Genomic DNA, 13,940 nt, shown 5'->3' with positions numbered 1-13,940 from the left:
TGTCAGCATGATGGCTGCTCCGCATTCTTGGGGGTAAGTGGGGCCGGGGGGCAAGCCACGGATTGGGATTGTGATCGGCTTCTGGGCGGGGGTGCCGACATACCGGCCAGCGCGCGCACCGTGCCGAACGCGGCACGATGATGTGGCGTAACCCCCACGGCGCACAGCGCCGCGCGATGGGCCGCGGTGCCATAACCGGCATTACGTTCCCAGCCATAGCCGGGCCAGCGTACCGACAGGCGTTCCATCAGGCGGTCACGGATGACCTTCGCCACGATGGAGGCCGCCGCGATCGACAGGCTTTTTGAATCCCCGCCCACCACGCATTGCGTGGCGCAGCCAAAATCCGGCGTGGCATTGCCATCAACCAGCACAAGGTCGGGACGTTGGGGCAGGCGCGCGACCGCGCGCTGCATCGCGATATGGGCGGCACGCAGGATATTGTGGCGTTCGATTTCCGTGACGGAGGCCGCAGCCACGCCAATCAGGACAGAAGGCAGCGCCCGAAGGTCGGCAAAGGCACGCAGACGCGCGGCGGGCCGAAGTTTTTTGGAGTCGTCAAGGCGGGAAGCGAGGTCGTCGGGCACGCCGTGCGTGAACATGACGGCGGCGGCCACGACAGGGCCCGCAAGCGGGCCGCGACCGACCTCGTCCACGCCCGCGACCCTGCCGCCATGTGCCTTCTCGCGTGTGTAATCTGGCATCCACCCCTTCCCGACTCGCTGCGAACCGTGCTGCCACAGCCCGATTCGCATGCGAATTCCGTTCTGAAAGGATGAAAACCATTTTTAAGTACTGTTGCGCAAGATGCTCTGGAATCAACGAGTCCCTTAAAATGAAAAAAAAGCGACTCGACAGCTTCCCTCAGCTTTTGCGGCGGGGGACAAACAGCAGCGCAAGCAGCGTCCCGATGGCTGCGGCGATACCCAGCGACGTCAGCGGGCGTTCGCGCACGAACGTCACGGCTTTTTCAAGCTTCCCCTCGGTTTCTTCATACAGTTCGGCGAATTCCTGCCGCGCCATGCCGGACAGTTGATCGACTTTGCCTTCCGCCTGCAGGCCTGCATCCCCCGTCAGGCCCCCCACGGCGTCCTTGACGCGGCCGATGCCCTGTTCCACCAAGCCTTCTGCCTTGTTTTCAAGTGCTTCACTCTTGTTATCGGCCATCTTCAATGCTCCTGCATCCTTGTGGTGTATTTCCAAGATTCAACGCATCGCCCGAAAGCACGTTCCCTTGGGCTGTTGCCTATCTTGCACCATAATGCGTTCAATGCCGACCGCCATGCCGACGACCCAGCCCCCACCTTCCTATGCGATCCCGCCATCGCGGCGGCGTATTGTCGCGATGATCGTCGCCAGCACATTGTTCATGGAACAGATGGATGGCACGGTCCTGACGACCGCGCTGCCGACCATGGCGCGCACCTTTGGCGTCGATGTGGCACAGACCGCCGTCGCCCTGACGTCCTACATGCTCAGCCTTGCGATCTTCATTCCCGCCTCCGGCCCGGTCGCGGACCGTTTCGGCGGCCGGCGCGTCCTGCAATCGGCGATTGTCGTCTTCATGGCGGGCTCCCTCCTGTGCAGCATGGCGCCGGGGCTGTGGTCGCTTGCCGCCGCACGCATGCTGCAGGGCATGGGCGGGGCGATGATGGTGCCGGTGGGACGGCTGGTCATCTTGCAGAATGTTCCGAAATCCGCGCTGATCGGGGCAATGTTCTGGATGATGCTGCCCGCGACGCTTGGGCCGATGATCGGGCCTGTGGTCGGTGGCGTGCTGACGACCTACCTGTCATGGCGCTGGATCTTCTATATTAACATTCCCGTCGGGCTGGCGGCCATCGTACTGACACACATCTTCATCCCGCAGATCCGCGCACCTGAAATCATCCCCTTCGACATGCGCGGCATCATGCTGTCGGGTGTCGGGCTGGCTGCGCTGATGCTTGGGGTGGAACTGTCAAGCCATGGGCAGGTCTCCCTGCCCGGGATGGCTGGCCTGTGCGTGGTCGGAATCGCGGGGCTTGTGGCCTATGCCCGCCATGCGCGCCATGTGGCGCATCCCGTGCTGGACCTGTCACTGTGGCGGGTTACGACATTTCGCGTGTCGATCTGCGCGGGGATGTTCACCCGCCTTGCGACCGGGGCGATCGGTTTCCTGCTCCCCTCCTTCCTTCAGCTCGAATTCGGCCTCAGCGCGGCGCGCAGCGGTATGCTCACCTTTGTCGCTCCTGTTGGCGCGCTGCTTGTGCGGGTGCTGGCGGTGCGGGTGTATCGCCGGTGGGGGTTTCGCAACATTCTGGCGTTCAATGCCTGGGTCCTGCCCGCCACGTGCTGCTTCCTTGCCATGGTCGGCGCGCAATGGCCATTATGGATACTTGTGGTGACGATGCTGCTGCTGGGCATGTCGCAGGCGTTGCAGTTCACGGGATACAACACCATCGCCTATGCCGACATGCCCACCGAACGCATGAGCGCGGCGACAAGCTTTTATTCCACGGCCCAGCAGATGAGCCTGTCGCTGGGGATATGTGTCTCGGCAGGTGTGCTGTCACTCAGCCGCATGGCATTTTCCCCTGCCGGGGCGGCGGACGCCACCGCTGCGACCTTCAGCGCGGCATTCATGACGATGGGGGTCCTTGCGGCACCGGCGTCGCTGCTGCTGGCGCGCCTGTCGCCGCGCGCCGGGTCGGAAATCAGCGGACATACACACGAAATGGGGCAACCTGCCCCCAAAGTATAACAAAAATTAAATCGACACTGAAACATTCGCCTTTATAACGAAAAGACCCTTAATCGAGACGTTACATTCCAATACTTTATGCCCCTGTCATTTCAAAGTTACCTTCTTCAAGCCCGTGCCGGTGGGCTGGCAAGCCACCAGCCACCTGATCAACGTGACGCAACCTGCGGTGGAAAACTGACCTGAACATGGATACCCCGAACCAGTCCCCGTCATCCCCGTCCCCCACGAACCGCAGGCCCACTCCCCGGCGCAGGCGTCTGCTTGTATGGGGCGGTATCGGGGTGCTTGGCGTCATGCTCGGGGTTGCGTTCCTGCGCCCCCATGGCGGCAGCGGGAAAAAGCATAACGCGAACAACGCCCCACAACCCGTGGCCGTCGCAACCGTGCATGCGGGCGACATGCCCTTCGTGCTGACGGAACTCGGGACGGTCGTGCCCATCACCAACGTGACGGTGCAGTCGCGCATCGACGGCTACCTGATGAAAGTCCTGTTTACCGAGGGGCAACATGTCCACAAGGGCGACCTGCTCGCGCTGATCGACACGCGCCCTTATGACGTGCTTTTGGCCCAATATGAGGGGCAGCTCGCACAGGATGAGGCGCTGTTGCAGAAGGCGCGGGTGGACAATGCACGTTACCAGACCCTGATCCGGCAAAACAGCGTGGCCGCCATGACGGCAAAGGACCAGCAGTTCCTGGTCGAACAGTACGAAGGCACGGTCAAATCAGATCAGGCGCAGGTGGATAACGAAAAGCTCCAGATCGCATACTGCCACATCATCGCACCGGTGGATGGCAGGGTGGGTATCCGCCAGGTCGATGCGGGCAATTATATCACGGCGGGCCAGACAAACGGCCTGGTCATCCTGACGCAGATGCAGCCGATTTCCGTTATCTTTACCCTGCCTGAAAACAATATCGGCCCGGTGGCCCAGCGCCTGCATGAAGGCACGGCGCTGGCGGTGGAGGCATGGGACAGCAGCAACCAGCACAAGATCGCCGACGGGCAGGTCAGTGTGCTTGACAGCCAGATCGACACCTCGACCGGGACGGTGCGCATGCGCGCCATCTTCCCCAACAACGAAGAAACGCTGTTCCCCAACCAGTTCGTCAATGCGCACCTGATGGTCATGACGGAACATGGCGTACTGCTGGTGCCGACCAATGCATTGCAGACCGGCCCCAACGGGCAGTTCGTGTATGTCGTAAAAGAAGACCACACCGTCGATGTCCGCGATGTAAAGACCGGCCATGCCAATGACAGCATGACGGTCGTGACGTCCGGCCTGAAGGATGGCGAAACCGTCGTGACTGATGGCGTCGATCACCTGCGCAGCGGCATAAAGGTCAGCATTCCGGCCGAAACCCCCGCCACCGCCGCCACGCCCGCGTCAAAACAGGGATGATCCTGCCCGCGCCCATGGCCCGAACCGCCATGTCCCCGCCGCCCATCGCCCCGCCCCTGACGGAGACGCCCGCGTGAATCCCTCCCGCCTGTTTATCCAGCGCCCGGTCGCGACCACGCTGCTCATGCTCGCCATCATGCTGGCGGGCATGCTGGGCTATCACTTCCTGCCTGTCTCTGCCCTGCCAGAGGTCGAATATCCGACCATCACGGTACAGACCTTCTATCCGGGGGCGAGCCCCGATGTGATGGCCACATCGGTTACAGCGCCGCTGGAGACACAGTTCGGGGAAATGTCGGGACTGGACCAGATGACATCGCAGTCATCCGGGGGGGCCTCGGTCATCACGCTGCGCTTTGGCCTGACGATGACGATGGACATCGCGGAACAGGAGGTTCAGGCGTCGATCAACCAGGCCAATTCCCTGCTGCCGACCGACCTGCCCGCGCCCCCCGTCTATGCCAAGGTCAATCCCGCAGATACCCCCGTCCTGACGCTGGGCATCACGTCAAAGACGATGCCCCTGACGGAAGTGGAGGATTATATCGACACCCGTCTGGCGCAGAAGATCAGCCAGATTTCGGGGGTCGGGCTTGTCACCCTGTCGGGTGGCAACCGCAAGGCGATCCGTGTGCGGGTCAATATCCCGAAACTGACGTCGTTCGGCATTGACCTCGATACACTGCGCACGACGATCGGCAATGTGAACGTCAATTCCCCCACCGGCACATTCGATGGGCCGCAGCGCGCGACAACCCTGCGCATCGACGGGCAGATCGCGGGCGTGGATGAACTCCTTAACCAGGTCATCGCCTATCAGAACAGCGGGCCGGTGCGCATCCGCGATGTCGCAAGCGTGGTGATCGGGCCGGAGAACACGGAACTTGCGGCATGGGCGAACAAGACACCTGCCCTTGTTCTCAATGTGCAGCGCCAGCCTGGCGCGAACGTCATCTCTGTTGTGGATAACATCAAATACGCCCTGCCCCACCTGCAGCAATCCCTGCCGCCGGGCATCACCATCACGCCGCTGACGGACCGCACCACGACGATCCGCGCCTCGGTGGAGGATGTGGAGTTCGAACTCGGGCTTGCGCTGTTCCTTGTGGTTGGGGTGATCTTCATCTTCCTGCGCAACGTGCCCGCGACCATCATTCCCAGCCTGTCTGTACCGCTGTCACTGGTGGGAACGCTGGCGGCGATGTACCTGCTGGGCTTTTCGCTCGACAACCTCTCGCTGATGGCGCTGACGATCGCGACCGGCTTTGTCGTGGATGACGCCATCGTCATGATCGAAAACATCGCCCGCTACATCGAAATGGGCGATGACCGTATGACCGCCGCGCTGAAGGGCGCGGGGGAAATCGGTTTTACCATCATCTCGCTGACCGTGTCGCTGATTGCGGTGCTGATCCCGCTGCTGTTCATGGGCGACGTGGTGGGACGCCTATTCCACGAATTTGCGGTCACGCTGGCAGTCACCATCATCCTGTCGGCCGTGGTGTCACTGACGCTTGTGCCGATGATGTGCGCGCGCCTGCTGTCGGAAAAGCAGGAAAACCGCAAGGAAGCCGCATGGGCGATGCATGTGGAACGCGCGATGGTCGCCACCATCGCCGCCTATGGCCATGCCCTTGACGTCGTGCTGCGCCATCAGCGGCTGATGCTTGGGGTTTTTGTCGTGACGCTTGGCCTGACCGGGGTACTTGCGGTCGTCATCCCCAAGGGCTTCTTCCCCACGCAGGATACCGGCGTCATCCAGGGCATTTCCGTGATGGCGCAATCCACATCGTTCGACGCGATGAAGCAGCACCAGCAGGAACTGGCCGCGCGTATCCTGAGCGATCCCGACGTGACCAGCCTGTCGTCGTTCGTGGGCGTGGACGGGCAGAACGTGACCCTGAACCAGGGGCGTTTCCTGATCAACCTGCGCCCGCAGGACAAACGCAGCGACAACGCCAGCACCATCGCCAGCCGGATCCAGCGTGAAACCGCGGACATCGCGGGCGCCAGCCTGTATCTGCAACCTGTGCAGGACCTGTCGCTTGATACGTCCGTGGCGGCGACGCAGTACCAGTTCCTGCTGGAAAATCCCGATTACAACCAGTTTACAAGCTGGGTGCCGAAATTCCTCGATCGCCTGCGCAAGGAACCCGCCCTGTCGGATGTGACGTCCGACCTGCAGGCGGCGGGGCTGGTTGCGCATGTCACGCTGGACCGTACCACGGGCGCACGATATTCCATCACGCCGCAGACGATCGACAATGTGCTGTATGACTCATTCGGTCAGCGCCAGATTTCCACCATCTTCACGCAGTCGAACCAGTATCGCGTGATTCTGGAGGCCGATCCCCGGTTCCAGACCAGCCTGACATCGCTGGATCAGATGTATCTGCCGGGCATCAGCGGCAATTCGGGCGAAAGCACGTCCGGGCCGACGCGTTCGCCCACATCGGGCCTGGTGCCGCTGGCGTCCGTCACCTCCGTTACGCAGGATACGGCTCCGCTGCTGATCACGCATGTGGGGCAGTTCCCGGCAACCACGATCTCCTTCAATGTCACGCCGGGCTATTCCCTGGGCAGCGCCACGAACGCGATCGAAAAGGCGGAGCATGACATCCACCTGCCCTCCACCTTCCAGACATCGTTCCAGGGCACGGCGGCGGCATTCCGCAACTCCCTGTCGAACGAGGCATGGCTGGTACTGGCCGCACTGGCGGCGGTCTATATCGTGCTGGGCATCCTGTATGAAAGCTTCATCCACCCGATCACCATCCTGTCCACCCTGCCCTCGGCCGGGATCGGTGCGCTGCTGGCGCTGCTGGTCACGGGATCGGGCCTGGACATCATGGGGATCATCGGGCTGGTGCTGCTGATCGGCATCGTCAAGAAAAACGCGATCATGATGATCGATTTCGCGCTGGAGGCCGAACGGATCGAGGGGATGTCCCCCCTGCATTCGATCCGCCATGCGGCGCTGCTGCGTTTCCGCCCCATCCTGATGACGACGCTGGCGGCGATGCTGGGTGCAATCCCGATGGTGATCGGCACCGGCACCGGGTCCGAACTGCGTCGCCCGCTGGGTATCGCGATTGTCGGCGGCCTGCTGGTCAGCCAGTTGCTGACACTGTTCACCACGCCGGTCATCTACCTGTTCATGGACCGCATCAGCCTGCGCCTGCGCAGGCGTTTCTCCATGGATGAAGACACAGCACCACGCACCACCGACCCGACGCAGGCGCCCTCGTGAATCCGATTGCCCTGTTCGTCAGGCGGCCGGTCGCCACGACCCTGCTGACGGTTGCCCTGCTGATTGGCGGGGTCATCGGGTATATGACATTGCCGGTGGCCGACCTGCCGAACGTGGATTTCCCTGTCATCCAGGTACAGGCGCGCCAGCCAGGCGGCACGCCGGAGGAAATTGCAAGTTCGGTCGCAGCCCCGCTGGAGCGTCACCTCGGGCAGATCGCGGACCTGACGGAGATGACCTCGCAATCCTCCGCCAATCAGGCACGCATCACGTTGCAGTTCGCGTTGTCGCGCGACATCAACGGCGCGGCCCGCGACGTCGAAGCCGCGTTACAGGCGGCGCATGCTGACCTGCCGACCTCGTTGCGGCAGAATCCCAGCTATTTCAAGGCCAACCCCAACGGCGCACCGATCATGATCCTTGCGCTGACATCGAACACACGCACGGCGCCACAGCTTTACGACCTTGCCTCCAACGTCCTGCAACAGCATCTGTCGCAGATCAGCGGCGTGGGAGAGGTCGAGGTCGGCGGAAGTTCGCTGCCTGCGGTGCGGGTGGAGATGAATCCGCTTGCGTTATACAAATTCGGCATCGGGTTCGAGGACGTGCGTGCGGCGCTGGCATCGGCCAATGCGCACACGCCCAAGGGGTTCATCGACCATGGCAATTACCGCTATACCCTTTCAACCAACGATCAGGTGCATAATGCGCAGGCCTATCGCGACCTGATCGTCGCCTATCACGACAGCCGCCCCGTGCGCCTGGCGGATGTGGCCTATGTCGTGGATGGGGTGGAGGACGTGCGCAACGCGGGGTACGTCAACCGGCAGCATGCGGTACTGGCGATCATCTATGCGCAGGCCGGGGCGAACATCATCCGCACCAACGACCAGATCCGCGCGGAAATCCCCGCCCTGCGCACGGCCCTGCCTGCCGATGTCGGTCTGGCGAACCTGATGGACCGTTCGACCACCATCCGCGCGGCGCTGGAGGATACGCAGTTCACGCTGGTCCTGTCTGTCGTGCTGGTGGTGCTGGTGGTGCTGGTCTTCCTACGGTCGTGGCGCATCACCATCGTGCCCGCGATTGTCGTGCCCACCTCCATCATCGCAACGTTCGCGGCGATGAAATTCCTTGGCTACTCGCTCGATAATCTCTCGCTCATGGCGCTGACGGTCTCCACAGGGTTTGTGGTGGATGATGCGATCGTGGTGGTGGAAAACATCAGTCGCCATCTGGAGGCTGGCATGGGCCGGATGCAGGCCACCCTGCTGGGCGCGCGCGAGGTCGCATTCACGGTCATATCGATCACGGTATCACTGATCGCCGTGTTCCTGCCGATCCTGCTGCTGGATGGGGTGGCGGGGCGCCTGTTCCATGAATTTGCGATGACCATGTCGGTGACGATCGTGATTTCCATGATCCTGTCCCTGACACTGACCCCCATGATCACGGCGCGCGTGCTGTCGCGGGAGGGGGAAAAGCCCCCTACAACCGGCATTCTGGGCCGCATATCGAACCTGCTGGAACGTGGCCTGGTCGGGTTGCAGCAATTTTATGCCCGTACGCTTGATATTGCGCTGGCCCATCGCCGGCTGACGGTCATGTCGCTGCCGCTGACGATCATGCTGATGGCGGCCTTGTTCATGAAAATGCCCAAGGGCCTGTTCCCCGATTCCGATACAGGGATGCTGATGGGACGCCTGATGGGGGATCAGTCGATTTCGTTCCAGGCGATGCAGGGCAAGATCGATACGGTACAACAAGCGATCATGGCCGATCGCGACGTCTCCCGCGTTATGGGGTTCATGGGGGGGCGTGGTTCATCCAACCAGGCCAACCTGTTCGTGATGCTCAAGGACAAGTCCGAACGCAACGATCCGCCGGCGACGACCATCGCGCGCATCAACCATCGCCTGCGCAACATGGTGGGGGCACGTTTCTATGCTACCGCACCGGGCACCCTGCGTATCGGGGGACGCCAGAGCAATGCGGCCTACCAATATTCGCTTCAGTCGGATTCATCAGCCGACCTGTATGAATGGACACCCCGGCTGGTCACGGCGCTGCAACGCCATCACGAACTGATGGACATCTCCTCCGATGTGCAGCAGGGCGGCGACGCGCTGGAGGTTTCGATTGACCGTGACACCTCCAGCCGAGTCAACATCACGCCGCAGTTGATCTCCAACACGCTGTATGACGCCTATGGCCAGCGTGCGGCCTCGGTCATCTATAACCCGCTCAACCAATATCGCGTCGTGATGGAGGTCCAGCCACGCTTTTGGCAGGATCCCACGACGCTCAAGCAGGTGTGGGTCAGCGTCGCGGGCGGCAGTGCCGGTGGTGGGACCGTATCGAACACCATCCGTGTCAGCAGCAGTACCAGCACGACCCAATCCACACTGAGTTCGCAGTCCTTTCGCAACCAGATCGCCAACAGGCTGGCGGGGGGCAGCAGCACGTCATCGGGTTCCGCGGTGTCCACGAATTCGGAAACGATGGTGCCCCTGACATTGGTTTCGACGCCAAAGCCGGTGCTGACCGCGCTGAGTGTCAATCATCAGGGACAGTCGGTCGCGACCACCGTTTCGTTCAACCTCACCAACGGCACATCGCTCAGCCAGGCGGTGCAGATCATGCAGGAGGAAATGGTCCGCCTGCACATGCCCGCCAATATCCAGGGCAGCTTTGCCGGGAATGCGGCGCAGTTCCAGAAATCGGTCAATAATGAACCGCTGCTGATTCTTGCGGCGCTGGCAGCCGTCTATATGACGCTGGGCATCCTGTATGAAAGCTATGTCCATCCCTTTACCATCCTGTCCACCCTGCCATCGGCGGGCGTGGGCGCGCTGCTGGCGTTGCAGATGTTCGGGGAGGAGTTTTCGCTGATTGCGATGATCGGGGTGATCCTGCTGATCGGAATCGTCAAGAAAAACGCCATCATGCTGGTGGATTTCGCCATCACGGCAGAGCGCGAAGACGCAATGTCACCCCATGATGCGATCCGTACAGCCTGCCTGATGCGCTTTCGCCCCATCATGATGACCACGTTCGCCGCCGCCCTTGGCGCGCTGCCGCTGATCTTTGGCCATGGATACGGGTCCGAACTGCGTCGGCCACTGGGCATTGCCATCGTGGGCGGCCTGCTCGTCAGCCAGGCCCTGACGCTCTACACCACGCCAGTTGTCTATCTTTACCTTGACCGCCTTGGCGCATCATGCCGGGACCGTTATCGTCGTCTGACTTCCGGCATTTCCACATCGCGGCCCAACCTTTCCAAACAGGATTCCTGACCCGGATGACACACTCCAGGCCATCCCCCCTTACCTGCCCGCCGTCCCGCACGCCGCTTCCCCGCAACCGGGCGCGGGCGCGACGCGCACTCTGGCGGCTCCTGCCGCTGGCATTGCCCGCGGCCCTGCTGGGCGGATGCATGGTCGGACCGAACTATCACCGTCCCTCCGCCATCGTGTCCGCACGATTCAAGGAACTGCAACCCGCGCCCGGATGGGAACGCGCAGCCCCGCAGATGGCCAGCCTGCCCAAGCATGACTGGTGGACCATCTATAACGACCCGATCCTGAACGGGCTGGAATCACAGGTGGCTGTCTCCAACCAGAACGTCAAGGAATACGAGGCGAACTACCGCAGCGCACGCGCCATGATCGACAGTGTGCGCGCGCAGCTTTTCCCCACCATCAGCGGCAGCCTTGGCTTTAACCGTAACGCGCACGGGGCGGGATCACTGTCGTCATCGGGAAGTTCGCTGTATGGCAAGAGCCAGTACAACACCTATGACATCGGCCCCTCCGCCAGTTGGGATCTGGATGTGTGGGGCAAGATCCGTCGCCAGATCCAGCAGCAGGTTACGACAGCACAGGCCAGCGCCGCGGACCTTGCCAATGCCACCCTGTCCTATCAGGCACAGTTGGCGACGGCGTATTTCAACCTGCGTTATCAGGATTCCCTGCACGACCTGCTCGAACGCTATGTCCGTTTCAATGAACAGGCGTTGCAGATCACGCAGAACCAATATGACGCGGGCACTGCTGATCCGACCGCCGTGCTTCAGGCGCGCACCACACTGGAACAGAACCGCGCCGCACTGGTGCAGACAGGCGTGGCCCGCGCACAGTACGAACATGCGATCGCCGTCCTGATTGGCAAGCCACCTGCCGACCTGACCATCGCGGCGGGTGAACTGACCCGCACCATCCCGCCCATTCCGGTTACGGTTCCCGCCGACCTGCTGCAACGCCGTCCCGACATTGCGTCAGCCGAACGCGCGATGGAGGAATATAATGCCCAGATCGGTGTGGACATCGCCGCCTTCTTCCCCGACATCACCATCACCGCCAGTTTTGAGCAGAGTGGCGGCGACCCTGTCACATCATTGATGAGTGCGGCCAATCGCATCTGGTCACTGGGGGCTGCGGCAACGGAAACCCTGTTTTCCGGTGGGTCGCGCACTGCCGCCGTGCATGAAGCGAATGCACAATATGACGCGGCTGTCGCCACCTATCGCCAGACAGTGCTGACGGCGCTGCAATCGACAGAAGACAGCCTGTCAAACCTGCGTATTCTGGCGCAGCAGCAGGAACAGCAGCAAAAGGCGCTGGAATTCGCCAATCGTTCGGTGGAAGTGGCCCTGAACCAGTACAAGGCCGGTACCGAGATCTATACGACCGTCATCACCAACGAGACCTCGGCTCTAAGCGATGCGGAAAACGTGCTGTCCATCCAGCAACAGCGCGTGGTGGACAGCGTGAGCCTTGTCGAGGCACTGGGCGGTGGATGGGATGTGTCACGCCTGCCGACAAAGGCGTCCTTGCAGAAGGATAACCCGTTCCTGCCGTCCTTTATCCAAAAGGACAAGAACCAGTAAAAAAGGCCCCCGGCTCAGGCCGGGGACCCTCTGGAACGCGCAGCCCGGCAACAAGAGCCGGGAAACTGCCGGGCATCGCCCTTGAAACAGGGGAGATGCCTTTTACGACGGTTGGGTCATCCCCTGCCACTGGCAGGACGCTGACCGCACTGATATCCAGGCCACGACATGAAGACCGTCAAAAACTTTTATTATTTACAACATACGTCTAGTTGAACATCGCGCGTGCCAGCAGGACACACAGCACCACCACGATGACAAAGCCCAGGACCGCGATGAAGAGCAGGACTTTGGCCATCCCTGCCGAAACGGCGGAAATACCGCTAAACCCGAACACCCCGGCAACCAGCGAGACGACAAGAAAAAACAACGCCAGTTTCAGCATGATATAAAACCCTGTTTCCCCATACGATTACTGAAACGCGGCACCATGATCCAGAGTTGCCCCGAACATCATGTATGCCGCACGTCGCAATTAACGCCGACGCCACATCAATGTTGCGACAAACGCCACGAATGAGGCCCCAAGCAGCGCGAACAGCGGACGATCCGCCGTCAGGTCACGCACGGTGTCGCATACACCGCCCAGCCCCCCTGCGCCGCCAACACGCGGGGCGCCAGACGACCATCCATTGGCATCATCCTGCAACCGGCCAACGCCTTCTTCCAGTTGCGCTTCGAATTCATTCATTCCAATTACTCCCTTGCCGGTCATCCGTGGGGCCTGATGCATCATGCGACACCCTGCCCCATGGCCGGGTCATATATCCCCATCATGTCGGGGACATCGCGCCCTGTCCATCATGATGGCGGAATTCAGATTTCGGAAGCCTGCCAATATGCCGGCCGTTCCCCGGGATCAGGTTCCCCGGCGATCAGGGCCTTCAGCCGTTCGACAAGCGCCTGAAGCGCGGGAGAAGAACGGTCACGAGGGCGCGGCCCCACCATGAAATCCCCCCGGACAGAAGCCGGGTGCCCCGACAGGACAATAATCCGGTCGGCAAGGATCAGGGCTTCGTCAATGTCATGTGTGACAAACAGGACCGTCTTGTGCGTCTGTGCCCAAATCCGAAGCAATTCATCCTGAAGGCCACTGCGCGTAATGGCATCCAGCGCACCAAAGGGCTCATCCATCAGCAACAGGTCAGGTTCCACCGTCAGGGCGCGGGCGACACCGACGCGCTGACGCTGTCCACCGGATAACTGTCGTGGCCAGCGATCCGCCCTGTCCGCCAGCCCTACCAGCTCCAGCGACGCCAGCGCACGCGCGTGGCGATCCGCCCGCGACAGGCCGATCCCCTCCAGCCCCAGTTCGACATTCTGTCGCACGGTGCGCCATGGCATCAGTTTCGCATCCTGAAACACCAGTGCGGTCGATCGTCCCAGTGGGGATTCCGGGGCTGTCAGGGTGACTGTTCCCTCACTTGGTGGGGTCAGGCCCATGATGACACGCAACAGGGTGGATTTCCCCACGCCTGATGGCCCCAGCAGGGCCACGAACTGCCCCTTGTCAATGTCAAGGTCAACACCACGCAGAACGAAGCTCCTGCCCCTGTCATGGGACAGGCCGATATCGGACAGGCGGACCATCGTGTTATCAGTCGAACTGTCACTGCGGGTCCCGGTTTCGGGCATCGCCATGTCCATCTT

At 61.7% G+C, this 13,940-nt stretch carries 10 protein-coding genes; 5 read left to right on the top strand and 5 right to left on the bottom strand.

Annotated features, from left to right (window positions below; translation table 11 throughout):
* Positions 1–2 precede the first annotated feature (2 nt).
* Both FYB92_RS06500 and FYB92_RS06495 read right to left on the bottom strand, forming a co-directional pair.
* The gene (locus tag FYB92_RS06500; RefSeq protein ID WP_075625015.1) at positions 3–704 is read right to left on the bottom strand and encodes a ribonuclease HII; all 702 of its coding nucleotides are present in this window, start codon (positions 702–704) and stop codon (positions 3–5) included.
* Between the two features lie 160 nt (positions 705–864).
* Positions 865–1,167 carry a CsbD family protein gene (locus FYB92_RS06495; protein ID WP_003621041.1) on the bottom strand — a complete coding sequence of 101 codons (303 nt, stop codon included), beginning with the start codon at positions 1,165–1,167 and terminating at the stop codon, positions 865–867.
* Positions 1,168–1,282: 115 nt separating this feature from the next.
* Here FYB92_RS06495 and FYB92_RS06490 point away from each other — a divergent pair, with 115 nt between their 5' ends.
* The 5 genes from FYB92_RS06490 to FYB92_RS06470 all read left to right on the top strand — a co-directional run bounded on the left by FYB92_RS06490 (position 1,283) and on the right by FYB92_RS06470 (position 12,290).
* Entirely contained in the window at positions 1,283–2,743 is a 1,461-nt protein-coding gene (locus FYB92_RS06490) for an MFS transporter (protein WP_332828370.1), read from the top strand.
* A gap of 188 nt (positions 2,744–2,931) precedes the next feature.
* Positions 2,932–4,152 carry an MdtA/MuxA family multidrug efflux RND transporter periplasmic adaptor subunit gene (locus tag FYB92_RS06485; RefSeq protein WP_332828369.1) on the top strand — a complete coding sequence of 407 codons (1,221 nt, stop codon included), beginning with the start codon at positions 2,932–2,934 and terminating at the stop codon, positions 4,150–4,152.
* A 73-nt stretch (positions 4,153–4,225) separates the two neighbouring features.
* Positions 4,226–7,402, top strand: coding sequence for an efflux RND transporter permease subunit (locus FYB92_RS06480; RefSeq protein WP_075631762.1), 3,177 nt, complete (start codon positions 4,226–4,228; stop codon positions 7,400–7,402).
* A complete protein-coding gene (locus tag FYB92_RS06475; protein ID WP_003621050.1) occupies positions 7,399–10,698 on the top strand; it encodes an efflux RND transporter permease subunit in 3,300 nt (1,099 codons plus the stop codon). Before FYB92_RS06480 ends, FYB92_RS06475 begins: the two co-directional genes overlap by 4 nt.
* A gap of 5 nt (positions 10,699–10,703) precedes the next feature.
* Positions 10,704–12,290 (top strand): efflux transporter outer membrane subunit, encoded by a 1,587-nt coding sequence (locus tag FYB92_RS06470; RefSeq protein WP_332828368.1) that lies wholly within the window; start codon positions 10,704–10,706, stop codon positions 12,288–12,290.
* A 208-nt stretch (positions 12,291–12,498) separates the two neighbouring features.
* Here the strand turns inward: FYB92_RS06470 and FYB92_RS06465 are convergent, their stop codons facing one another.
* From FYB92_RS06465 to FYB92_RS06455, 3 genes are all read right to left on the bottom strand, one after another.
* A complete protein-coding gene (locus FYB92_RS06465; RefSeq protein ID WP_003621054.1) occupies positions 12,499–12,675 on the bottom strand; it encodes a DUF1328 domain-containing protein in 177 nt (58 codons plus the stop codon).
* A gap of 90 nt (positions 12,676–12,765) precedes the next feature.
* On the bottom strand, positions 12,766–12,981 hold the full coding sequence (locus FYB92_RS06460) for a hypothetical protein (protein ID WP_081254525.1): 216 nt from the start codon (positions 12,979–12,981) through the stop codon (positions 12,766–12,768).
* Between the two features lie 125 nt (positions 12,982–13,106).
* The gene (locus FYB92_RS06455; RefSeq protein ID WP_003621057.1) at positions 13,107–13,937 is read right to left on the bottom strand and encodes an ABC transporter ATP-binding protein; all 831 of its coding nucleotides are present in this window, start codon (positions 13,935–13,937) and stop codon (positions 13,107–13,109) included.
* Positions 13,938–13,940 lie beyond the last annotated feature (3 nt).

The organism is Novacetimonas sp. GS1 (assembly GCF_036686925.1).
GTDB classification, from domain to species: Bacteria; Pseudomonadota; Alphaproteobacteria; order Acetobacterales; family Acetobacteraceae; genus Novacetimonas; species Novacetimonas hansenii.
This window is presented reverse-complemented; position numbering and strand designations above follow the sequence as displayed.

Bases quoted from the DNA above. Each gene is read 5' to 3' on its own strand.
- FYB92_RS06500 (WP_075625015.1), bottom strand. From the start codon at position 704: ATGCCAGATTACACACGCGAGAAGGCACATGGCGGCAGGGTCGCGGGC.
- FYB92_RS06495 (WP_003621041.1), bottom strand. From the start codon at position 1,167: ATGGCCGATAACAAGAGTGAAGCACTTGAAAACAAGGCAGAAGGCTTG.
- FYB92_RS06490 (WP_332828370.1), top strand. From the start codon at position 1,283: ATGCCGACGACCCAGCCCCCACCTTCCTATGCGATCCCGCCATCGCGG.
- FYB92_RS06485 (WP_332828369.1), top strand. From the start codon at position 2,932: ATGGATACCCCGAACCAGTCCCCGTCATCCCCGTCCCCCACGAACCGC.
- FYB92_RS06470 (WP_332828368.1), top strand. From the start codon at position 10,704: ATGACACACTCCAGGCCATCCCCCCTTACCTGCCCGCCGTCCCGCACG.
- FYB92_RS06465 (WP_003621054.1), bottom strand. From the start codon at position 12,675: ATGCTGAAACTGGCGTTGTTTTTTCTTGTCGTCTCGCTGGTTGCCGGG.
- FYB92_RS06460 (WP_081254525.1), bottom strand. From the start codon at position 12,981: ATGAATGAATTCGAAGCGCAACTGGAAGAAGGCGTTGGCCGGTTGCAG.
- FYB92_RS06455 (WP_003621057.1), bottom strand. From the start codon at position 13,937: ATGGACATGGCGATGCCCGAAACCGGGACCCGCAGTGACAGTTCGACT.